This is a genomic window from Ralstonia flaminis, assembly GCF_958415495.1.
Lineage (GTDB): Bacteria > Pseudomonadota > Gammaproteobacteria > Burkholderiales > Burkholderiaceae > Ralstonia > Ralstonia flaminis.
Map to the genome: position 1 here is coordinate 164,140 of NZ_CATZLL010000015.1, position 23,657 is coordinate 187,796.

At 55.9% G+C, this 23,657-nt stretch carries 16 protein-coding genes and 1 pseudogene; 12 read left to right on the top strand and 5 right to left on the bottom strand.

The features are described from left to right. Nucleotides 1–269 precede the first annotated feature (269 nt). From R2N11_RS21175 to R2N11_RS21200, 6 genes are read left to right on the top strand one after another with little or no spacing between them, the layout of a single operon-like run. Nucleotides 270–1,520, top strand: coding sequence for a metallophosphoesterase family protein (locus tag R2N11_RS21175; protein WP_316682278.1), 1,251 nt, complete (start codon nt 270–272; stop codon nt 1,518–1,520). A 3-nt stretch (nt 1,521–1,523) separates the two neighbouring features. Then, a complete protein-coding gene (locus tag R2N11_RS21180; RefSeq protein ID WP_316682279.1) occupies nt 1,524–4,994 on the top strand; it encodes an ATP-binding protein in 3,471 nt (1,156 codons plus the stop codon). Nucleotides 4,995–5,032: 38 nt separating this feature from the next. Then, nucleotides 5,033–8,725: an ATP-binding protein gene (locus tag R2N11_RS21185; protein WP_316682293.1), complete on the top strand. Its 3,693-nt coding sequence runs from the start codon at nt 5,033–5,035 to the stop codon at nt 8,723–8,725. After that, complete coding sequence (locus R2N11_RS21190; RefSeq protein WP_157078768.1) at nt 8,722–9,372, top strand: condensin complex protein MksE; 651 nt, start codon at nt 8,722–8,724, stop codon at nt 9,370–9,372. The genes R2N11_RS21185 and R2N11_RS21190 overlap by 4 nt, the downstream gene beginning before the upstream one ends. Then, on the top strand, nt 9,365–10,588 hold the full coding sequence (locus R2N11_RS21195) for a hypothetical protein (protein WP_316682280.1): 1,224 nt from the start codon (nt 9,365–9,367) through the stop codon (nt 10,586–10,588). Before R2N11_RS21190 ends, R2N11_RS21195 begins: the two co-directional genes overlap by 8 nt. Further along, nucleotides 10,585–11,406, top strand: a complete 822-nt coding sequence (locus R2N11_RS21200; protein ID WP_316682281.1) for a DUF7281 domain-containing protein — start codon at nt 10,585–10,587, stop codon at nt 11,404–11,406. Before R2N11_RS21195 ends, R2N11_RS21200 begins: the two co-directional genes overlap by 4 nt. Nucleotides 11,407–11,696: 290 nt before the next feature. Here R2N11_RS21200 and R2N11_RS21205 read toward each other — a convergent pair whose 3' ends face one another. Further along, nucleotides 11,697–12,107, bottom strand: coding sequence for a PHA-granule associated protein 4 (locus R2N11_RS21205; protein WP_316682282.1), 411 nt, complete (start codon nt 12,105–12,107; stop codon nt 11,697–11,699). Nucleotides 12,108–12,504: 397 nt separating this feature from the next. Here R2N11_RS21205 and R2N11_RS21210 point away from each other — a divergent pair, with 397 nt between their 5' ends. The 4 genes from R2N11_RS21210 (at nt 12,505) to R2N11_RS21225 (ending at nt 15,311) form a co-directional block, all read left to right on the top strand. Then, complete coding sequence (locus R2N11_RS21210) at nt 12,505–13,044, top strand: PAAR domain-containing protein (RefSeq protein ID WP_083501395.1); 540 nt, start codon at nt 12,505–12,507, stop codon at nt 13,042–13,044. Continuing rightward, nucleotides 13,041–13,733, top strand: coding sequence for a hypothetical protein (locus tag R2N11_RS21215; RefSeq protein ID WP_316682283.1), 693 nt, complete (start codon nt 13,041–13,043; stop codon nt 13,731–13,733). Before R2N11_RS21210 ends, R2N11_RS21215 begins: the two co-directional genes overlap by 4 nt. Before the next feature lie 11 nt (nt 13,734–13,744). Beyond that, complete coding sequence (locus R2N11_RS21220; protein WP_157078769.1) at nt 13,745–14,056, top strand: hypothetical protein; 312 nt, start codon at nt 13,745–13,747, stop codon at nt 14,054–14,056. 97 nt (nt 14,057–14,153) lie between these two features. Beyond that, on the top strand, nt 14,154–15,311 hold the full coding sequence (locus R2N11_RS21225) for a hypothetical protein (RefSeq protein WP_316682284.1): 1,158 nt from the start codon (nt 14,154–14,156) through the stop codon (nt 15,309–15,311). 1,403 nt (nt 15,312–16,714) lie between these two features. Here the strand turns inward: R2N11_RS21225 and R2N11_RS21230 are convergent. Then, a complete protein-coding gene (locus tag R2N11_RS21230) occupies nt 16,715–17,662 on the bottom strand; it encodes a toll/interleukin-1 receptor domain-containing protein (protein WP_316682285.1) in 948 nt (315 codons plus the stop codon). A 359-nt stretch (nt 17,663–18,021) separates the two neighbouring features. On the opposite strand from R2N11_RS21230, the gene R2N11_RS21235 reads away from it, so the two are divergent. Next, nucleotides 18,022–18,966 carry an HNH endonuclease gene (locus tag R2N11_RS21235; protein WP_316682286.1) on the top strand — a complete coding sequence of 315 codons (945 nt, stop codon included), beginning with the start codon at nt 18,022–18,024 and terminating at the stop codon, nt 18,964–18,966. A gap of 207 nt (nt 18,967–19,173) precedes the next feature. Here R2N11_RS21235 and R2N11_RS21240 read toward each other — a convergent pair whose 3' ends face one another. The 3 genes from R2N11_RS21240 to R2N11_RS21250 are packed head-to-tail and all read right to left on the bottom strand — an operon-like array spanning nt 19,174 to nt 22,516. Beyond that, nucleotides 19,174–20,055 (bottom strand): plasmid partitioning protein RepB C-terminal domain-containing protein, encoded by an 882-nt coding sequence (locus R2N11_RS21240; RefSeq protein WP_059038803.1) that lies wholly within the window; start codon nt 20,053–20,055, stop codon nt 19,174–19,176. Continuing rightward, nucleotides 20,052–20,954 carry a plasmid partitioning protein RepB C-terminal domain-containing protein gene (locus R2N11_RS21245; protein WP_059038804.1) on the bottom strand — a complete coding sequence of 301 codons (903 nt, stop codon included), beginning with the start codon at nt 20,952–20,954 and terminating at the stop codon, nt 20,052–20,054. Before R2N11_RS21245 ends, R2N11_RS21240 begins: the two co-directional genes overlap by 4 nt. After that, nucleotides 20,951–22,516 (bottom strand): recombinase family protein, encoded by a 1,566-nt coding sequence (locus R2N11_RS21250; RefSeq protein WP_059038805.1) that lies wholly within the window; start codon nt 22,514–22,516, stop codon nt 20,951–20,953. Before R2N11_RS21250 ends, R2N11_RS21245 begins: the two co-directional genes overlap by 4 nt. A gap of 1,035 nt (nt 22,517–23,551) precedes the next feature. On the opposite strand from R2N11_RS21250, the pseudogene R2N11_RS21255 reads away from it, so the two are divergent. Continuing rightward, nucleotides 23,552–23,657: pseudogene (locus R2N11_RS21255) on the top strand (IS3 family transposase); the annotation flags it as partial.

The following is a 23,657-nucleotide window of genomic DNA, read 5'->3' on the forward strand; positions in this document are numbered from 1 at the left end:
CGACTTAAGGTTTAATCCGGTCTCGTTGCATCCCGTGCTTGTCGCCAATTAGAAGATGTTTATATCTGATTTAACGTCGATGATCCCGCGTCGTTGCGAACTGTGACCTCGCCGTCGGTATCATGATGTTTCGATTGTGGGCAACTCGGTAGTCGAATGGCTCATCGGCGTAGCAGCTCGTCTGCCGATGGAGCCAAGGCCTTACCGAACCACGTGGTGCGGCGCGTTATAGAGCCAGCACATCAGCTATGTAACTGGAGGGAGGGAGCGTGAAATTCATCCACGCAGCAGATATTCATCTTGATAGCCCATTGCACGGCCTCAGCGCCTATGCCGACGCTCCGGTGGCCCAGCTACGCAATGCTTCTCGTGAAGCGCTTCGGCTGCTGGTGGATAAGGCTATTGAGGAAGAGGTCGCGTTCCTCATTATTGCTGGTGATCTGTACGACGGCGATTGGAAGGACCACAACACAGGTATCTTCTTTGGTCAGCAGATGGGGCGACTTCGCCGGGCAGGTATTCGAGTATTCGTCATCTGGGGGAATCACGATGCCGAGAGCGAGATGACGAAGAGGTTGACTCTGCCAGAAAACGTCACAGTCTTTAGCCACCGCAAGCCAGAAATTCATATCCTAGATGAGTTGAAGGTGGCGCTGCATGGGCAAAGTTTCAAAGACAAGGCTGTAGTCGAAAACCTCGCTTTGGGCTATTCGGAACCGGTTGCGGGGCACTACAACATTGGTGTTTTGCATACGGCCCTGGAGGGCTATTCAGCTCATGCGACCTATGCCCCGTGCTCTCGCGCGGAGCTCCATGCAAAAGGTTATGACTATTGGGCTCTGGGTCACGTCCACGAATTTCAGCAGTGGTCAGAGCAGTCCACTATCGTCTTTCCTGGCAATCTGCAGGGTAGGCATATTCGCGAGACGGGCCGACGTGGTGCCGTGTTGGTGACGGTAGAGAACAACCACACGAGAGTAGATCGCCTATACCTCGACATCTTGCGTTGGGAGAGCATCCTGGTTGACGTCGAGGATTGCACTTCCATTGCTGACTTGTCGCGAAAGGTTGGTCTTGCACTGGAGGATCTTCTGTCTCTCGATGGGCATGTCCCCAGAGCTGTCCGAGTTACCGTCTCGGGGAGAACTCCCGCCCACGGCTTGTTTTTCGGACGTACTCAGCAACTACGTGCTGAGGTACTGAATCAAATTGGCGTCATAGGAAACGACAGACTTTGGCTTGAGAAAGTCAAACTGGCCACCTCACCGCTGGAGGTGGCTGCTTCCCAAGGGGAGCATCTTGAGGCCTTGGCAGAGCTAAAGAAGATATTGGAGGTGGCAGCGCTCGATCCTGAGTTTCTTGCGTTGCTCGAGCGCGACCTGCGACCTTTTGTCGGAAAAATCCGCAGCGAGGTGAAGGAGGACATACCTCTACTTTCGCTGGCCCGATCTGGTGAACTGGAGCCACTGGTTCAACATGTTTGGCCAGTGTTGCTGGCTCGTTTGGCCAAGGGGGAATGATTCATGCGCCTCAAGCAACTTGACCTATTCAAGTACGGAAAATTCACGGACACAGCACTCTCATTTCCGAAGGTGGCCAACGACTTCCATGTCGTCGTAGGTCCAAATGAAGCTGGCAAGTCAACACTGCGGACGGCGATTTCTGAGCTTCTGTTTGGCATGAAGCTGCAGACTCCTCTCGACTTTCTTCATGGCACATCGGAGCTCCGCCTCGGCGGCGTCTTGGAAAGCGACGCAGGAGAGACTGTCTTCCATCGAGCAAGGGGGCGCAATTCGCTCCGTTCGCCCAGTGATGAAAAATTGCCGGACGACTATCTCGCGGCCCTACTGGGTGGAGCGAGTAAAGAGTTCTTTGAGCAAATGTTCGGGCTTGATCACGAGCGCCTGGTTGAGGGCGGCAAGAGCATTCTCAACGCTTCTGACAAATTGGGGCAGCTCCTTTTCGAGTCCGCTGCAGGGGTGCGGAGCTTGGGGACGGTTCGAGAGGATTTGGAGTCTCGAGCTGGTGAACTTTGGGCGCCACGACGCAACAACAGTGAGTTTGCTTTGGCCGAAGCCTCCTTCAACGACGCCTCGGCTGAACTAAAGATGGCTCAGGTCCGTACTCGTGACTGGGTTGAGAGAAAAGAGGCCCTCGATGCGGTCAATCAAGAAATTGAACAGGCTCGCTCCGAACAGCTTCGACTGGACGCGTTGCGCTCAAGACTTGAGCGTGTCCGGCGATTAGCGCCGACCTTCACGGAGCTTATCGCGAAGGAGACTACGCTTAAGTCGATGGGTGAAGTCGTGGAGCTATCCCCCGCGGCGCACTCTGATTTGCTGAAATCTCAAGGTGACATCGCGGCAGACAAGAGGGTCTTAGCGGAAAGAAGACAGGACCTCTCGGCTAAGCAAGCGGAGCGGGACGCCCTGGAGGCGGATAGCGATGTCATCGGACTCTCAGGTGAAATTGAAGCCCTCGAAAAGCTACGCAATGCCTGTTTAACCCACCAGCGAGACCTTCCGTTGCGTGAAGCTGAAGTTGGGCGCTACCTTACCGCCGCCGCTGGCGCCGCAGCACAACTCGATTGGCCTACAGACGAGGTAAGCCTGCGAGCAGCTCTGCCCACGGCACTGGCGCTCAGGACGGTGACCTGCTTGCTTCGAGAACACGGCGCACGGCATCAAGCCTTGATAAGCGCCGAAGAGGCCCTGGATGAGAAAGAGCGCGATCTTGCGGAGTTGCAGGGTCAAACGGGCCTGCTCACCATCATTGCGATACCTGAAACACTCCGCGCCGCCCTATCGGCGGCACAAGGCTTTAAGGGCAGTGACGCCAAGGAGCAGTCTCTAGGGCGCGCCGTCGCGGCAGCCGAGCGCGCGTTGAATGAGGCGCTGGCTAAACTGGGTAGATGGGGCAAACCTGTTCAAGAGCTTCGTGCGCTTGACCTACCCTCTCTCGCGAGGCTCTCCGCGCTACAAAAGGACGAGAGTGAGCGGGCGGGCTCGGTAGCTGCTGCTAGCCAGGCTTTGGATAAGGCTCGCGGGGACCTCGAGACACTCCAATTCCAAGAGAAGCACTTCACGGAAAACAACAAGGTCGTAACGGCGGCAGAGGTCCTTGCTGCCCGAGCGAGTCGCGATGGTGCGTGGGGGAAGATTAAGGCGGGGACCTTGAGTATTGAATCTGGAGCCCCGGTACTCGACGGTGCCATTCGATTGGCAGATGAGCTAGTCGACTCCCAGCTGGGCACTACACAGGCTGCCGCAACGCTTCAGGCGCTTCGTCAACGGATTGAGTTGGCCGAGGCGGAGCTACGCCGCAAAGAGGCATCCTTGAGTGAGCATGAGCGAGAGCTGGCCGATTGCAATGATGAGTGGGAGCGCATCGCACTTGCGGCAGGCCTTCCTGGTATGCCATTGGCTGATATGAGCGCCTGGCTCGCATTGCGCGAGGCGGTCTTCGTCGCGCAAGGTGGCCTCGAACTTCAGCAGCGCGAGCTGGAGGATGTCCGCACCACGCGCGTTGCTGCCCAGACAGCACTCCTTGCGGCTCTACGCGGTGTTTCGCTCGGGGAGGAGTCTGATGACCTTCCGGTGCTTATTGCGACCGCTGAGTCTTGGATCCAGTCTGCGGAGCGGGCTGTCGCCCAAATGGGTAGTCTAGCGGACCATTCGCGTCAAGTTGAACGGGCGCGATCAAATGCACAAGGAAAGCTGACGCTAGCGCAAGCCGCCTACGATGGCTGGAAGGAGCAATGGCGTGACGCACTTGAAGCAGCAAAGCTCGCGGCAGTCGCAACGACGCTTGCCGCCGCGGAAGGCGCTGTTGAAGTCGCGAATTCAATCGCAGCAGATCTCGCTGCTGTAGAAGACCCAAAGAATCACATTCTCGCGATGAACGCCGACCTGTTGGCTCTGGAGGCCGAAGGGAGAAGACTTGCCGATGCGCTGGCGCCTGAATTATCGACCCTAGAAAACTGGTTCGACGTAGCTCGCCAACTGACAGCAAGACTGGCTAGTGCGAGGGAGGTGAGCAAGGCCATCGAACGCGCCGATGATGCAGTGAGGCAGGCGAAAGTAAAGGTGATCGACGCCGAGACTACAGTTGCCGGTGCGGAGGCAAGAGTGCGTCCGATACTTCAACTGGCAGGCGTCGAGTCGATTGAGTCTGCCTTGCCGCTTGCAGAGCGTTCCGATCAACATCGTGCCATCGTTCGTGATATCGAACATGCGAAGGCGACCATCATTCGGGACGGAGATGGGTTATCGCAGGAAGCGATTGCTATCGAGGTTTCGGAGTACGACATCGCCCAGGTTCCGGCGCTTCTCGAGAAAGCTAAACAAGATTTGGCTGCGGTAGGCGACGCCTTGAACACGTCTATACAAAAGCAGGTCACCGTAAAGCAAGCATTCGAGGCTATCAACGGGCAGGCGAATGCGGCGCTTGCTGAAGCAAAGAGGCAAGAAGCCCTTACAACAATGGGTGAGGTGGCTGAGCAGTACTTAGAAGCAGCGACCGCTAGTCGACTCCTCAAATGGGCAACGGACCGATACCGAGAACAGAGGCAAGGGCCGATGCTAAAGCGCGCTGGTGAGATCTTTGCGGAACTAACAATTGGCGAGTTTTCCAAGCTCACGGTTGATGCTGAGGTCGACCCGCCAAAGCTCTACGCCAAGCGCCGTAACGGGAGGATAGTCGAGGTGGCTGGACTCAGCGAAGGCACTCGAGATCAGCTCTTCCTTGCTCTTCGCATTGCCGCCCTGGAGTTACAGATAGAGAGCAAGGGTGCGTTGCCCTTTGTTGCCGACGATCTGTTCATCAATTTCGATAACGATAGGGCGAAAGCGGGTCTGCGGGCGCTGCGGGACCTTTCCGCTAAGACTCAGGTGCTGTTCCTCACGCATCACGATCATCTCTTGCCCCTTGTGAAAGAGGTATTTGGCGAACAAGTTAGCCTGGCGGAGCTGCAGCGCGAGGCGTCTGTCGCATAGAACAAAGAGGCAAATTAATGGCGTATCGACTCAGGCGAATGGTCCTGGTGAACACGGGGACTAATAAGTTCGTTCCATCCCAGCGCTTCTCCGAGATTGATCCCCGTGGGGGTGCCGCAGTGGTCGGGGAGAATGGTGTTGGCAAGACGACATCTCTGCGACTGGTACCGTTGTTCTTCGGACATCTTCCTAGCCAAATCGTTTCGTCGGGAGATGGTCACCAGGCAATGGTTCGTTTCATTTTGTCCACGTACGAAAGCGCTATCGCTTTCGAGTATCAACGCGGTCCCTCGGAGGAGAGGGATGTTCGACTCGTGGTGATGCGTGCGCGTAAGGACAATCCGGAGGCAGCGGAGTACCGCTTGTTCGAAAGTGGCTTTCGACGAGAGCTGTTCGTCGGTGCAGATGGAGTTTTCCTGGACGACGAGGGTTCCGTAGATTCCGCCCGCTCGATGGGGATCAACTGCACTCCGAAATTATCAACAGCAGACTATCGCTCGGTGATCTTGAATCTCAGGGCAAGCAACAAGGATGCGCTGAAATTGAGGGGGTACGCACGAGATTATTCGCTCGGCCCCAAAGCTATGCCAAACCTCGACCGTCTCGTTGCAGCCGTCGTGAAGAAACACGTTAGTTTCGCCGATCTTATCCAGGTCGCAGTTGGCATGGTCCAGGAAGATATTGGAACGAGTGGCGCTGCAGATCGCAACAAGTTGCTGCTAAAGCAGACGAAGAACGAGATTAGTGATTGGGTAAGGAACCGTCGCGCTTGCGAAAGTTCACTAAAGCTAGCACCGAAGGTTGCAGAGATTCGCTCCTCAATCGATCAATTCCACCGCGAGGAAGGCGAGCTTCGCTTACTCGCTGCCGAGCTCCAAGGCTTGCTGGCGGACAAGACTTCCAAACTTGCAGTGGCAGTGGCTTTTCAGGCGGAACTTGAGGCGGCACGTGCGGGGGCGGAAGAGACAGAAAGCGCGACGCGAAAACTCCTGCAGGACGTTGCCAACGAAGCTGCGGATAGCTTACGTAAAGTCAAGAAAGGGCACGACGACTGCTCGTACCTCAAAAACCACCTGGAGGAGAATCAGGCACGGCAGTGGGCTAGGCGACAAGAAGACATACCAAATCTGAACGCCGAATTGGATCAGATCGCGGCGGAGCAGGCGTTGTACGAGGGGGCGCGGACCAAAGTCCGGCAGGATATTGAGGGTGAAGTTCTACGGTTGAAGGCAGCTCTTCGGGAGGCGGAGCAGAGCGAGATTGAAGCCGTGAATGCTCGGAGCAAAGATGCCGAGGATCGCTATAGCCTTGAAAAAGAGGAGCTGGATGCTCGCAGACAATCCTCACTGGATGCTGCCGCGGAGCAGAACGAACTCCGGCGCGATGCGCTCGATGAAGCGATCCACGCATTTCGGCGTGGAGTCGCGAACATTGCGGGGCAACTCATGCACGCTGACGGCCCGCCAGAACTTCGTCGAGAGGTGCAGGAACAGCGTGCCAAGCTGAATGAGTTAGTTCAAATACACAGCGACGCCCGCGCGGAAGAATCTACGTGCGAACGTGACAAGCTCTCAGCGAAGACTGCATTTGACAACGTTGAGCGAGATCTCGCGACAGAGATTGACCGCCTCGACGCTGCCAAGCAGCTAGTGGCGGACATTGAGCGAGAGCTAACGCCTGTGCCCGATAGTCTCCTCGCCGCTCTGCGCCACCGCCCAAGCGAAGAGTGGGATAGCCTTTCCAAAATCATCTCACCAGAGCTACTGCATCGCGACGACCTCAAGCCCGTGTTCGATGCCGTAAATGATGATTTGACCGCGTACGGGTGGAGTTTCGACTTGGCTGTAGTCCGGTTGCCAGATTGGCTCGATGAGGAAGAGGTTCGTGGGCGATTGAGTTCTGCAAAGAGGGAGATGGAGCTCGTTCACCTGCACTGTGAGGAGTTGCGCGCCGAGTTAGAGCAGGCTGCCGCTCGCTTTGATGGGGCGTCTCAGAAGCTCAACGATGCAGGCATCGCCGTTTCGTTAGCTGACCGAAACCGGGAGATGGCCAACATCGCTTTAGATCGGGCAACCGCCGAACTTGCTTCCGCCCGTAAAACTGAGCGTGAGCGACTTGAGACAGACCAACGACAACTGGAAGAAGAGCTCGCATCAAAAGAAGCCGAGGTAGCTGAATGTAAAGAGGCTGCCGACAACGAAAAGCGCGCGATTATCAGCCGTTTCGAGAAAGAGTCCGGCGATCTCGTCTCCAGTCGCAAAGTACAGAGGGACAAATATGAAACGGAGCGGAAGACGATCGCTGCCAACCGCGTTAGGGCTGAGCAAGCGCTAGATGCTCGTGCCAAGGAGCGGCTTTCAGAAGCAGGTCTGGATCCTCAAAAGAACGAAGTTTGGAACAAGCGCAAGCGAGATATCGGCAACGAGTTGAGGCAGATTCAGGCTCGCGCAAGCTTGATCAGTCAGTGGCAGGAGTGGATCGAAACGCGTGGTGATGCCAAGCTGGAACAGCTCAAGGCGCAGCAGCAGCAAGCGGAAAAGGCCTACTCAACCGCTGATCGCGCTGCACAGGATCACGAGGCGGCCTGCCGGCGTACGGCCGAGGAATATCGGACTCGCGCGAGTGAAGTATCCAAGCGCATCACTAATCTGCAGGGGGAGTGCGACAAACTCAATTCAGTCACAGACAACATGGAGGGCTATGCAGCGACGAGAACAGTAGCCTTCGACCCCATGATGTCCGCCGTTGAGATGGCAGGTAAAGTTTCTGCCGCAATTAGTCGGCGCAACGCAACGGAGCGCAATGTCGGGCAACTTTATCTCCACGTATACAACGCGTTGACCGGCAGTGAGAACGTGGTGAAGCAGTACATTGAGGAGGGCCTGCGCGAGAGCACGTCGGAAAGCAAGATTGACAAGGCGCGCATCCTCGCAAATCGCTACGACGGGATCCCAAGCGAGATTGTGGGCAACCTCAACAACACGCTACGAGCGATCCTTGACACAGTTGAGCGCTTCCATGGGAACATTCTCGGTTTCGAGACATTGGTCAGGCAGTTCAATAACCGATTAAAGCAAGGTTTGACTGCCGTTACACAGTTCCCTCGGGTGAAGGATCTGCGACTCGAGATAGTGACCGATTTCTCAAATCTTGGTTTCATGGATCGCTTGAAAAAAGTGAGCCAGTTTGTTGCCGAGAACCACTTCACATTGGGGCGCACCTCACATCGAACCCAGATTCCTGATGGGAGCGCCGATCTTGTTTTGGAAGACTTCGCCAATGCAATAGGAGGTGGCGGCCGAATCGAGATCAACCTTGCTTCCCATGTCCAGCTGCAGGGTAGTGTGAGCGAGAATGGTATTCCGAAGACGTTTCGTCGCGAATCGGAGCTTGAGAACGTCTCGTCGAACGGGCTGACGTCCATAATCTTGATTACGCTCCTCATCGGCATGTTGAACATGATTCGCGGCCAGGAAGACGTGTACATCGCTTGGGTGACGGACGAAATCGGCAAGTTCGACGGCCCGAATTTCACCGCGCTCATGGACATGCTGCGGGACAACCGCATCGACGTTATCACGGCCTCACCCGAGCTGAACGTGCGCCACTATCGAAAATTCGCGCAACGCTATCAATTCGAAGATCGGGGCGTTATTCGGATGTTTGTCCCGCCGCCAGCGCACTCCAACGTAGCCGAAAGTGCAGCTCGCATCGAGTCGGAGGCATCTTGATGATCGCCCAGGTTCTGAAGGCTCTTTTAGCGGGCAATTTTGTCTGTGACGTTAGCTTCCCGACTGAGCATAACGCATTGAGTGATCCTGCCATTCGCGCTCGGGTCGAATCGGTGCTAGGTGACTTGGGGAACCGTCTTGTAAGGATCAACGAGGAGGATGGTGCCTATTTCATGGCGCCAAAGGACATCTCAACCTCGATGACTAGCAAGGTGAAAGAGGAGCTTCGGCGATTCCGGGACATCTATGGCCCCGCAGTCTTACTGCTTGATATGGTGCGGCAAGCCAATTCCACGGAGATTCATCTGAGCCCTGGTGAATTCATCCTCTTGTCGAAGGTGGAGGGCCTCGTTATCGAAAGCGCTTCTCTTGAAAGCCAACTAAACAACCTCGCGCCGGTGATCAAGGGCTTTAACCCGAGGCATACCATTCGTGAGAACTGCCGGAAACTTTTCGAGCACTTGCGCGAGGACGGCTACGTTGTCCTGGCGAATGCGAGTTCCGAGGTCTACCAGATCACAGGAAAGATCGAGTACCTCTATGCAGTCATCGAGTACATCTCAGAACACGAGGCCATCGTCGCGGAGCGGGTGGACGACGAAGTAGAAGACGAGCAACAAATCATCGACGGAGTGGTGGATGTCTGAGGCCCCGGATCAGATTGAGCGACTGCTGCGCTCCCTCGCACAGAACTCGGATTTGATTGCCGAAGCGTTTCATGGCGAGGTCGAGCTAGGCGATCGTCACCGCAACCAGCGCATTGACACGCTTTCGACGATGAAAGCCTTCAAGCCATTGGAGGAGGACGTATATCGACTGAACCCTCGTCTTCGCGATTTTATTGCTGACTATCTCGTGAGCTATCGAGCCTTCCAGACGCTCACTCGATTGGCTGGCCTGATCCACCAAGCAAGATCGCTGTGGCGTGAGATGCGCGAGGCAAAGAGCATTGGCGATGAGGTCGTATGGGACCAGCTCTATTTCTCGTTCGACGATGTGGTCGCAGAAATTTCGTATTCGATCGAACGCAACCTTGCACTATTGCACACGCTGGTTTCTACGCAGTATGGTGATGTCGGGAATTTCGGAGCAAAGCTGCGCCAAAATAAGTACTACATCAACGAGATCAGCGAGGCGCTGAATGAAATGGCGCAAGTTGACTCCCTGTTTAGCCAGATCGAAGCAGATGCTGTCGTTGCAGGTTTGCCGCAGGTCCGCTCGATAGTAAGGTCGCGGCTGCTGAGGCGGCTGCTCCTATGGACTTCGCAGATCAAGGACGCGCAAGCGACTATCAACCGTTCACTGTTCAAAGCGCGCCGGCTCGAAGAGCGCGTGCGTAAACTCAGTCGAGTCGCTCATTGGTTGCGCCAAAACAAAACGTCGGTTGGCTTTGACGTGGCGCTGACGAACGCGCCACAGGCGCTATTCATTGCAGACCCCATTCGGGTCAAGGCACACATTGACGTACGAAGCCCAAGTAGCACCGATCAGGCCGTTCTACTTGACGCTATGAAGCGCATGCCACCACGCGTCGTTCCGCGTCCAGCCGTTGAACGCGCTGCGCCGCTGGCGCTGCTAGAAGAAGGGGCTGAGACTGCAATCGTTGTTGAGCAAATGGAGCCACACGACGTCATGATCGAAGCTCTTGTTGTCGAGCTACGTCAGACTCATGACGTAATCGCGCTGCGGCGCTGGAAAGCGAACAAGGCGGAGCTGGAGTATCTGACCGATGAGGAATGGTTGCTCTATGCCTCAATTCAGTTGCGAATCGAAGGTATGAGTTTGACATTCGTGGCAGCTAGCGATGTCAGCATTCAAACCACCAACGAGGTGTCTGACGACATCCTGGCAAGAGCGGCATGAGCCTGAACGCCAACCAAGCGAAGTTCCTGCAGCGACTTGTGGAGGAACAACCTGCTCGCCGGAGAAGTGATGTCGCGGAGTTCTTCTCGGCCCAATACGGCATCGGCAAGCTTGTCGGCCGAGAGGTCATATATGCGTTGGACGACTGGGAACGCGCCGCTCAATTCCTCGACAATCTCGGTATTGCGAAACGAAGACTAGATGAGCCTGCGCGCAGGGCTGAGACCATTGAATTTAGCGGCATCTCTGAGAAGAGCTTTGGCCAGTCTCCGCATAGGAACTCCGTTGCGGTCAAGGCCGCTTTCGGAGATTGTTGTCTTGGGAGCAACAAGCTTTTTAGCCCGGATGGTGGCTACATTGTCCTGACTGTCGAAGATGCTATTGGTGTTCAGTGTGAGCGGCTGCTGGTGGTCGAGAACCTGGAGACTTTCCGCAATTTGGCGAAGTATCGTTGGATTGACTATCAGGGAATGGCCACGCTTGCCATCTATCGTGGTGAGCGTCTCTTCAACACGGCAGACGCTGGCGCAGTGATCGAAGCTCGAAGTGAGTCGGTGGTGGCATTCGTGGATTTTGATCCCGCCGGGCTCGCGATCGCCAGCCGGTTGCCTAGACTAGACCGCCTACTGATTCCCGATCTCGTCTGGTTGCAATCTGCGGTGGGTAGGGCGCGACGGTCTGACTTGTTCGATACGCAGGTGGCCCAATCAGGCCCATCGCTGGAAGCGGCGACACATCCCGACATACGTCGAGCATGGGCAATAATGAAAGAACTCCGCCGTGGACTTCCGCAGGAATGGATGGAGTCAGTCTTCTAGATTTACTCTTCGAGGCCTGCCAAGAAGAGGTATGATCAATGAGAGCTTTCCCGGGCTGCATACAAGGAAGAGCGGCTACGAGTGGCAACTTGCGCAGTTGACCTGGTCTACGAGAACCTGACGATGAACGTCAATGGATGCCGGACGTCCTGAACGACTACATCGCATACCGGCTCAGCCGTCCTAAGAGCAAGTGCATTGGACTCCGCAGATGTGAAATGACCGACCACGATGCTACAAGCGGATGATTCCCGACAGGCGGCCGCAGGGAGTGTTTTTGGTCAGAGGAACTACCCGGACCAAACCGCATCGATCTCTCTCAGTAAGTGCCCGCCAAGAATGTAATCGCCAAGCTTCTCGGCTTTTGTCTCGAGTTGTTCCAGTTGGCCCGCGGGCAGTAGATTCAGGTCAAATTGGCAGTAGAGATTTCGTTGCCGGAACGTGGTTTTTGCGCGTGCTAATCCAGCCACGAGAGCCGATGGTGATTTGACTGCAATGCTCTCGTGACCACGGAATTCCACACGAACGCCAACTGCCCGGCCGAGTCGCCCCAGTTCTACCGCGTCTTGCCAGCCCGATTCGTAGTCCAGTTCAACGACCGCGGCGTCGCCCGACCCCACCAGCCGTAACGCTTCCTCCCTGCCACCCGCTCGAGTCGGGGCTGCGGCCACATGGTCGTCTCCCAGAATTGGCAAGGGCATGCGTAGCACCTGTCGTGTTTGCATCATCTTGGTTCGAGCGAGCCCATACAGGTACGTGGTTGTTGACCAATGCGAGGCGCCACGAGCAGTGGTCGACGGTCTGTCTGGAGTCGTAGTTGCCGCATCGAGGCAGCGATCATTGATGGGATGCGGTTGTCTTCGGTGCTGGATGAATATACAGTGGTTTTGGCCATAGCGACACGTGAGTGTCCACCTCCAGCCACCGGGTGCAACAAGCATTCTTCCGCAGCGCCCCGCGCCATAGAGCCACATCACTCACGTTCGCTAAGAACAGGTCTGAACAACATTCAGTTGTTGTCTCTACGAAGCTACCTCAAAGTGTCGGCCGTCTGCTCTACAGGACGGCGGTCATTTCGGTGTTACGGAGGTAAGCTCTATGTCGAGAGCGTGCGCAGTCATCGGCGATAGAACGACAACGGGAGGCGTAATAATTACCGGCGGCGGTGGCTCATTCATGACCATTGATGGCAAGGCCGCCGCATTGTGGGGCGACGTTGCTACATGCCCCGCGTGCAAATCGACCGGGAAAATCACCGGCGAAACCTTCCCCATCCAAACCGTCCAGGGCGTTCCGGTGGCCCGGCACAACGACCTCGTGTTGTGTAAGTGCCCGAAGAAGCCACGGCTGATAGCACCTGGCGTGAACATGGTCGCAGACGAGGTGCATGGCTCGAGCAACTCTGGGACTGCTGGTCCAGCGGCGGAGCCGATGGCCTTTGCGACACACGCCTATGACCAGCGCGCGCAGTTGCTCGATGCGGAAACCCAGAAGCCTCTGGCCGGTAAGCGCTATAGGATGACGTGGTCAGGCGGAACCGTCGAAGGCATCACGAGTGCGTCCGGGCATACGATGCCCGTTCGCAGCGACCAAGCCGAGACCGCTGAGATTCATATTCTGACGGACGAAGAGAGATGAGCCCCGTCCATTCCGCTCAACTCCCGCTGACGCCAGTCGAGGACCGTAACGCCATCAAGATTCGCGTTCCATCGAAGCAGCTCTACTTCTCCATCTACTACTACACAGCCGACAACGCATTCAAGCGTGCCTCGGAGACCAAAGAACGCGAGATAAAGAGCCGCTCGGATTGGAATCCAGCACAGGATACCTTTGTGGCAACGGAAGTGCGCACAGAGGCGGACTTCCGCGCTGCCTGGGCTCGCATGATGAAGCTGGCCAAGGACGAAGGCTATGTTGTTGCTGAAGGTCACTTGTTCACGCATGCCAGCAAGCCGAAGGGTGGTCGCGGCGGGCTCGAGTTCGCTGCCATCCCAGGAACGGGCGACGGCACCCTTGCTCGGGAGGAAGTGTCGCAACTAGAGAAGCTGCCCTGGACTAAAACCGGTTCACTGGTGCTGTACGGCTGCAATACAGGGAAGACCGGTGAGGGCCGCGATTGGACGCCCGCACAGACTTTCGCAGACGCACAGGGCGTGAAGACCACCGGTACAACTGGGTACGCTTACTTCTCCACGTCCCGCGACAAACACGTCAAAATCTCCAACGATTCGACCGAGGTCTACCTGCATCCCTACACGTGGGGCAAGAACGGGTACTTCGGCAGCGGGGAGGCAATACCCGACCGAACCTTTACACCTTCGAAATGAGAAATAAGCTCTTGGCTTTGATTGCCGCTGCGCCGGCGCTCCTGTCCATCGTCTACGTGTTGTATCGCGCAGCTTTCGAGCGCGTGAACCACGTCGGACTGACACCGCATTTTCTAGACATCTTTTCCGTAGTGTCCGTCCTGCTGGCGCTCGCTTTCCGGCTTGAGCGCAAATGGCTTTGGATGATCGTGGTGGTGGCCGCAGTCAATGTGCTGTTGGTCGTTTGGGCGATTGAGACCAACATCCTGGTCGAATACGAGGAATGGATTCGTCGAGGAATGCCAGAGCGAGGCGTCGGCTTCGGTTTGACCAACGCGGGATAGCGCCCTGCTCGTTTTATAAACAAGATCTAGTGGGTGCAGGTCCTGAGGATGTTGGCCTTCCTGCCCTCGGTAATCTAACTTTTGACTGATTGTGCATATGAATTCCAACCCCAATAGCGATCTCCATCACTCAAAGGCAACGGCAACTTTTTGGGCATTCGATGCATTTGATTGCTTTTCTGGAAAGATCTACAGCCAGATGACGGCGGAGGCAATTTCTCGCGTAAATATTTTCCTAGAAGCCTATGCTTTATATGACAAAGTGGTCGTTTCGGAGGGGTATTTTTCGCAAAATAAAAAGCTCTTCGATTTGATTGATCCCGATGGAAGTATTGTTGAGGTCGTTCGTTCTAAAGATCTTATTCATGCGGAAACACTGTCTCCGGCAGGCATTACATATGAGTGCTCGCTGTTTGACCGTGCAGCAGAGGATCTTAAGAAAGATAGTAGAGAGTGGTTCCTTGAGCACCAGCCTTTATTTGGAAAGCTTGATTTGGATGATGACCCTGATGGCCATATGGCGAATACGGCCGACTCATTCTATTTATTGCGCCTATGGCAGTGGGGGGCGTGTAAAGAAATGGCGGAGCGCAGCGGGGCAACCGTTCTTCTTCCCAACTCTCTTCGTGACATTGAGGTTCTTGATAAGTACCGCCACACCAACGATTTTATCGTTAGAACGCTTGCCCAACTCAAGGGGCAGTTTGGAAAGGATTTGAGTGAAGTTGCTTTCTTCACAAACGAGCCTTTCCAGGATCAAATTGAAGCAACTCCTCCGGTGTTTGCATTTTTTGTGGACTTGCATGCTGTCGGTTCTTCGCCATATGAAAGTCTGGCGAAGTTAAGGAGGGAAATGGAAGAAATTCGCTCAATGCGGCGAAAATTTGAGGCTGATCTTAGAGGGTGTGCGAGTTACGCTGAACGAAAAGATTTGGTTCACGGGTTTAATTCAGACTGGAGGAGAGTCTGCGAGTCAAATTTCAAGAAGCCGAATCTCCTGACCTCGGAGGTGTCGGGCGGAGAGGTGGCCAAGGCGGCCATTGATGCTTTTGATGTTAAAGCGAGTGCTGGGGTATCTCTTATATCAAAAGCGATCGAATACGGGCAGGCACGCAAGGCGTATAAGCGTTTCAAATCTTATACTCATCTTTTTGATCGAGCGGGAGAGGCGGTAATGGCCGATGATTTTCGAAAAAAATTGGCGGAAAAATTTGGAGTGCATGATTTCATTCCTCGTGAAAAAAATAAAGCATGATATTCTCTTGAGCTCGTACGCGCATACAGCGATGGTAGGGCTGGAAAGAGCGGTAAATTTCTACAACGAGGCTGGAGGGAGCACGGTGCTAGCCTGCAATTGCAGCCTTATCGGAATGCGCTTGAGCACGTACATCAGAAATGATTGCAGCTCCCTGGGGCATACGAGATTGCCCTCAGTAGAGTCACGAGCAAGAGGCTTGACTTAGCTGCCGTATCGAATGTGGTTGATTCAGAGGAATCAGCCGCGCAAGGAGCGTGGTGACTGCACGCTATTGATCCAGCGAAACAACATCGCAAATCGACTCGAACTCGCGCGTAAGGTCGGGCTGGTGTTGGTGCAGATGGGGCAGCACCGGTTCACACTCGAGAATCTTGGCGAGGTAAGCCCCAAACTGTCCAAATCCCCGCTTCAATCCGTCAGGGATACAATGGAGACGTGCACCACCTCGTGGATCTTGCGGCGGCCGGCCCGTTCGGGCGGGGGCTGCCGGCACCATGGGCACGGGGACTCATCAAAGGGTTCATGGTTGTATCGAAATTAGGGAAATTATCGTACCGACATTATTTCCCTAATCTTTGTACACATTCTCGTCCGCACGCTGTCAAGTTCACCTCACCTACCGCCCTCCTGCGGCCCCTGGCGCCAGCGGGCCGCTTCAGGATCACGGTCGCCAATTCGGGCTCCTTGTCTGGCAGATCAAGCTGATGGTCCGGCGCAATCTGATAAAGGACCGTGGGCGGCAGCCTCGGATTTGCGCGCGATTAAACTCTTTTGACTCTGGCCCAGATTGCCGCCACCGGATTCAATTCTGGCGCGTACTGCGTTAGGAACGCAATCGCGATGAGACTATCCGCGGCTCGGTCCACTGCCGTATCCGACTCAATGTGCATAACACGCTCTAGGAAGAAGACTAAGTACTCGCTTCAGCTTATGAGGCGCCGCTGGGGAGCCGATTCTTCTGCCTATAGTCAGGTCTGTACTTTCGGCGAAGTTCATTGGTGGCAAGGCGAACGGAGACGCCTTGTGCTTTGGCCAGCGCGTGCACTTCCTCGTGGTGCTGCCTGCATAGACTGATTACGCTCCGGAGCTCATCTTTTGTTCCGATCCATTTGTAGCTCGTGTGGTGGAGTTCCACATCGGTACAGCTGCAGAACTCGCACTTCTTATAGTTCGGTCGACCGCTAGCAACTTCTTTCATACGAGCCCAATGATCAGAGCTGAGAAATTCTTCATAAGTTGCCTGGCCGAGCTTTTCGAGCCTTTCCGTTCGGCGATTCCACGTTTCTGAGTAGATTTCGTCTAGATCTCGGTCTTTCTTCATGTGGGTAAGCTGGAAATAAGTTTCATGGCCTCGGCGCCGAGGTCATGAGCCTTGACGGTGGGAGCTACCGGTTAGGTTATTAAGTGTCGACTTTTGCTAGCGATGGTAGGAGTCGATCAAGGACGTCGATTTCTTCGTTGATTAATGATTTGAATAGATCGTCCGATGCAATGGGTAGCGGCTCGCCTTCTTCGACAAATGAAATACAGTGCTGTGCGAGCAAAAGACCTGCTCGCTCGATCGCTAAGATGTCGTCGATGCCGGTTTTGTCTGGGAAAAACGCCGCGCATGCGGCTGTTCCCAAGGCCCACATACCGGTAGAAGCGGTCCCGTTGCGCCAGTCCCAAATACCTTTGGATGGGCAAAAATGGTCATTCTCCTCTGACAATCTGCGTTTCCAAATGCTGCTTTCCCACATCCATTTCGGTGGAAGTAAAAGTTGTCCTTGGTTGTCTCTTACGACATGGGTACGGCCACTGCCAAGAAATTCTTTCGGTGAATCATGGAAATACGCTCTTGCCCGATCTCGCATATCGGCTTGCCGAAGCCGAAGAGACAACAATGCGGCTACCTGGGCCTGTGTCCCTCCGGCTGCAACAGCTAACACTGCATCACCCAGCTGAAGTTTCCTTTCATATAACGCGGACAGATCGAGATATGTCCTTCCGGCAAGTGGCGTAGGAAGATTGGGAATGCATTCGCGGTCGAGAATGATCGGGATGATGCGTACGTCTTTCGAGCCGGCAATCTGTGCCAGCATTGCAAGTTCACTGCGTAACCCTGAGTCGGCCTTGGATGCTGACGCAATATATGCTTGGTCGCACATGCACAGCACGACGACCGGCCGCTTGGCTAGATTGCTCGATATGGCTTCGTCTGGCGTTTCGCCGAACGGGATGCTGTCGCGATCCCAGAAAACGGAAAAATCGTATGAAAGAACTTGCACAATATCGTCGCGCAGCCACTCCTTTCTTTCAAGTTCTCCTCCCCATGCGTATGAAACAAAAGCCGTCCCTTTTTCATCCATAGTCGCTCCTGTTGTTTAACCGCAGTGGAATTATTCTATCAACATCCTCATGGCCAATACGGTCGCGTGAATGGCCATTTCATCCCTGGAAGCGGCCGTAGAACTCCGCCGTAGCTGAGGGGCAGTTGTGGGTCGGTAGCTGACTTCTACTGGTTGGCTCCCGACCGGTCGAATCCGCATCTGCAAGCGGTCACTCGATCGCCGGGAGTGGGCGTCGCATCATCGGTCTGCATACAACATTGGGCGGCCCGGGTCATGCTTCAACGAGGGCCGTATTTTGACGGTAACGGCATCGAGCCGCCAAACGGCAGTTCGTGCATTGGGGAAAAGCAATGGCGAGACCTAAAAGAAGCAAAAACGTGAAAGCCTGTCCGAACGCCGACCGATGGATCCGAAAGCACCCGGATGCGGCCCGTAACCTCGGGCGAATCATCAAGCTGATGAATGGCTGCTATGAGGGTGGCTACCAAGGCTATATCAACCGGGCTACGAACTTCGTGGAGTACAGGTTTGACCCGATCGAGGAAGAACGTCACTTCCAGCACGTCCAACTCTTCGCCCGGCAAAAACACGTCGTTGTCCGTTTCACTGTGTTCGCGAAACGCACGGGAAAAGGCCTCGGGATCAGCAAGACGCTGAAGAATGCGCATGGCCATGACTATTACGTGCTGGAATTCCACGTGGCAGCAGACACGAGCCTCGATGCATTGGAAGCGTTCTTGAGCACGACGGCAACATTCTCGCGAGACCGGACGGCGCCCCCATCACGGGGTTCCGCCGGGCGCCGGCCGTACAAAGCGGCACCCACGAGCCTAGGCCAGCCAACACCTCGAGATGCGATCGACCGCGCCGAACTGGTGGCTGCCAAGGAACTCGCCGAGCCGATCACTTCCGAGGGCGACGCGCGCGAGCGAGAACTGCGTGCGGTGTTTCTGCGTCGCGGACAAGGGACGTTCAGAAGAGCCCTGCTCAATGCATATGAGAAGCGGTGCGCCGTCACGGGCTGCGCCATGGAGGAGATACTCGAGGCGGCCCACATCATCCCTTATAAGGGAGACGAGACGAACCGGTGCGACAACGGACTATTGCTGCGCGCAGACATTCACACGCTCTTCGATCTGGGTCTCTTGTGGATCAATCCCGAAATGAAAATCGAAATCGCGAATGCCTTGCAGCGTACGGAGTACGGAAAGCTTCATGGGAAGAGGCTGCGTCTGCCGACAGATACCGCATCGCGACCACATCCCAAGCACCTGGAGCGTCACGCGCAGATCGCTAGCGAATTGCGGGAGGCTGGCCGCTGACGTAGCGATCGCAATTGTTCTCGCCACTTCAACGGCGTCACTGACTTCCGCCCTGCCGGCGACGAGGTGTCCCATCACGCAGACGGCCAGCACGACGTTAGCTAAACCCGCGGACAGCACTCGATTCAGAGTCTTGGTCACCACCAAGATTAATCGATTCGAGACCTTCCACGATCCATTGGCATCTGCTGACACCAAAGAAAGATGCTATTGCTCAAGTGAAACAACGTCGCGGATCGATTCGAACTCGCGTACGAGATCAGGCTGGTGTTGGCGTAGATAGGCGCGCACCGGGTCGCAATCGAGCAATCTCACAAGGTATCCCTTGGCGAGCACGAGATTGAGTACGTCTTGGCCGTAAGTCTGCTCCACGATCTTGTACTGTTCCTGCAGGTTGCTCATCTCTCGCTCCATTCTCGCCATCTGCTCCTGAGTGACACCTATGAGTTTGGGCGGCTTTTTGCCATCAACCAAGCGTGACGCTGGGCTGGCGACGAGTAGAGCCTCAGCGTAGGCGACGGTGACGTTGTTGGCAGCGATCATCAGTTCCACGCATTCGACCTGCCGCGTCGGCTTCATCTTTCGAATTGCCCGAGCGACCTCCGACGAAAACTGTCTGTCTCGCAGCAACTCCACAGCCTCGGGGCAGATGCCATCCAATAGGTTCATTTTCTTGACGATCTGGGAGATGTCGACGGAAAGAGCCTTCGCGAGACGCTCCAGCGAGACGCCACGCTCAATGGCACGCCGGATCATGAAATGCTCTTGAATGGTCGACAGTCGGTTGATGCGATTGTTGTAGGTGTACGCCTCGTCGTCAGTGGCGACCAGGCAGGAGGCGTTGTCGTGGCCCAAATCGTGTAGCGCGAGAAGCCTAATGTGCCCGTCCAACAAGATGTGGTTGCCCGACTGCTGGTCCACTGCCGTTACGGTCAAGGGTTCAATCAGGCCCACTTCGCCGATGGACGAAAGAATCTGCTTGAACTTTCGGGTGCTTGTGAGGCCCACCGGAGTTCTGCGGGAAGGGAGAATGCGCGGCAATGGAACGACAAGCGGCTCAGGCACGAAGCCTAGAGTGATGCTTGTCATGGTGAACTCCCGGTAGGCCAGACACGTTCGGCAAGATACTTCGGTAGCGTAGCCAGTGATTCCGCGCGCAGCAGATTCACAAAGTTCTCGTCCGCGAGCAATTGTCGGAGAGCGCCAACAACAAACAGTAGCCGTTGCTGTGCGAATTCCGCCTTGCGTACCATCGCCTTCTGTCGCTCGACCTCGCTTTCATACGTGCGGACGAGACTTGATGTGGTCACGTCGTCTCGCCTACCACTCATGTAGCGGGATGCAGATCTTCCCAGTGTCTGCCGTCGCTCGATAACGCGTCTCGCGTTTATTAGTTGCTTACCGCGCAGCTTTCCAGATTCGTACGCCTCCTGCAGGGCTACTTGGATTGCCTTGTCGTCGTCGCCGGCCCCAACGATGGCGAGCGCGGCTGTAAGAGGAATCGTTCCTTTCTCAACCGCAATCAGCAGACGTTCTTCCCCATGCTGGACCAATGTCAGGACCCCCTGTACATAGGCTGTCGTTAAGCCCGTCTTCTCCGCGATCTTCTTGGGTGTGTAACCGCTGTCACGCAACTGGCGAATACCTGCCAGTAACTCGAGGGGGCGACATTGGCGTCGCGCGATATTCTCGGCGAGGCTCATAATGAACGCGTCTTCGTCGCTGACGTGGACCACCATCGCCGGAATTGTCGTCTCCCCTAGCGAGCGGAATGCCTTGAGCCGTCCCTCACCGCAGACGAGAAGGAATTTTTCGCTGCCATCCGCAGCAGCCCTTGGCGTGACAGTGATTGGCTTCTTGAGGCCAATGGCTTTGATGTTCCCGACGATCTCGTCAAAGACCTTGCTGTTCCGCTCACGTGGGTTGATCACGTCGATACGGTCGATAGGGATCATCCTGATCTCGCCAGGTTGTGCCTGCGTATTCATGCTGCTCGTCTCAGCTTTGCGCGTTCAGCCATGTGATACAGATAGTCCAGCGTGTCGAAGCGATAGCTCTCGTACTCGATGGCGTTGCGCTCGGCCAAACGGATGCCGGGGCGGCCGAAGTCGAGGCGTGGCAACAGGTAATAGTCCAAATGCGCATCATTGGCCTTGTTCAGGCGAATCGCCACGGTGACGTCCGGCAGGAGGCTCGTGTCGAACCGCACTTTCCAGTGATAGCCGCCATTCGTTCTCGGCTGGCAGCGCGACAGAACAATCGATACGGTGAACTCCCGGTTGACGTCCAGGATGTCGGTTGCAGGGTCTCGGAAGACCAGGCCGCCTAGATCCGCAATGGCTTGCTCTGTTTGGTTGACGATCTTCGGATGCAGTTGTCGCAGGAAGCGGTTGATCTCCAGATACCGATAGTCCCGATCAGGCGTAAAGCCCACCGCTTGGTAGGCTCGTATCAGGCTGCCGAAGCGATACGCGTAGACCGCGGAAGATGGCATGCCCTCGGTCTCGTCAATAACGAGGCCGGACAGAAAGCCCCGGTTCCGATATAGGTTGCGTAATCGCTCGATCAGTTCTTCGCTGCTATACCTCCGTGCGCGGACCCGCATGATTCCTTGGGCTGTGTAGAACACATCCGGCGCCACGATCGGTTCGAAGGCGCCGTCCTTCCTGATCCACATGTCCGGGGCATTCACGACACGAGCACGTTTCAGCTTGTATGAAATACGGTTGTAGACGTTGTTGCCGATGTATTTCTCGTTGGTGAGCACCTCCCTTACGGTTGCTCGAGTCCAGTCCCGGTCCAAGTCGGTGCGCACGTGCATGCTGTTCAGTCGCGCGGCGATGTCGAATTCGTTCATGGACTCGTCGATGAACCAGTTGTAGATCAGATTGACAATGCGCACCTCGCTCTCAGGACCCGGCACCAGGACGACACGATCGGTCTGCAGGCTCTTGCGTTGACCGCGGTAGAGCTCCGCCTTCATAAGACCGTGCTCGTCGACCAGCACCCGGCGTAGGCCAAAGCCGGCGGGACCACCTTGCCGGAAGCCCAGTTCGATCAGACGGCACTGCCCAGCAAATACCTTCGCCGAGAGCTCGCGGCTGTATTCGCCCGCCATAGCGCGCTTGACGCCTTTGACGATCGTCGAGACAGGCGAGCCATCGTTGTCGAACTGTTCAGCGCAGTAGATGACTTGGATGCCTGCGCGCCGGCAGATGTACTCGTAGTACGCGCTCTCGTCGGCATCCTGGAAGCGCCCCCAACGGCTGACGTCATAGACAAGGATTGCTTGGAAGTCTGGGCGACCGGTCGTGACATCACGGATGAGGCTTTGCAGTGCTTCCCGTCCGTCGATCCGCAGGCCGCTTTTGCCTTCATCGGCATAGGTACGGACAACCTCAATCCCTCGTGAAGCGGCGTACTCGCGGATCTTGTCGCATTGGTTCTGGGTCGAGTACTGCTGGTGCTCGGTCGACATGCGCACGTACTCCGCAGCCCGAAGCGCGGAAGGCGCGGTCGGAGTAGCGCTGGTGTACTGATCGATTGCCATGGCGGGGCACCGGCTAACGAGTGGCGCTGCTCTTCCATGTTGGGAAGCGAGGTTTGCTTCCCCGGGGCTGCGCACAAGATCACGTTAGCAGGTGGCGGCAGACCGTGCCTCACATCATCTCTTTGCAATCAGCTCTTGATGGCGCGCGCGGTGGTGGCAGTACTACGATCTGGACCCTCCAGACGTCCATCTTTGCAATCCCGTCTTCGGACGCGCGCTGGAGCACATAAGTGCCTGAAGGCAGAAGCGTTTTCGGAGCTGACGCGTACATCTTTGCAATCGCTCGTCGTCGATCGTTTCTTGCCCGCTGCAAGACCCGATTGCGCTCGGCATAGACGGGATGGGTTTTGCGATAGCTGCGCCAGTAGTCACGGTGACGTTGTGTCCACCTCGCTCGAGCTCGCGCCTGGTTGTCCCGGTAGTCGGTGTCCGTCCGGAGATGCTGCTTCTGCCAGCGCCGTCTGCGCTCCCGCTGGCACGAGGAGGCCGAGCAATATCGTTGCTTCGGCACTTGGGGGCGTGCGAGGAAGAGGCAGCCGCACGCGGCGCACAAACGGGCAGGTCTCATGACTCACTCCAGATGTCAGGGCGAGTATGCCGCTGCAGGCTGGAGCGCTATTAAGCGAACGTAGAAGACTTGCTGCCCACGCAAGTACGTGCATCACAGAGATGGTTCACGATGACCAGGCGATTTAAAAGGCGCCATGTCGTTCATTGTGGGACGTAGATAAGAAATTTCCATCTTTTTGGAAATCTCTTGGAGCCTTGATCATGGGGAATTGCAAGGCGCGCGCAAAGACTCTGCAGTCCAGAAAGCAGCGGATGACCCGCCGCAACAACTTTGGCGCTGTTGAAGGCGAGTCGCAGTTAGTTTGTCGCGACTGCGGCGGCTTCTGTGGCGCGGGACTTTGTAAGTGATTGATTTTTATAGAGTCGTAGGAGCGCCATTTGTGGCGCCCTACGAGTGAGGCGGCAAGGATAAAGTAGAGGCGCTATGCCCTGAAGAGTCACGACCATCATTGATGCCATCAAGGCGGTTACCGACGCATCACGGCGCTGTTGCAGGCCAGCGGTTGGCAAGTTGGCCGCGACCGCGTGCAGCGCATCTGGCGTCGCGAGGGGCTCAAGGTACCGAAGAAGC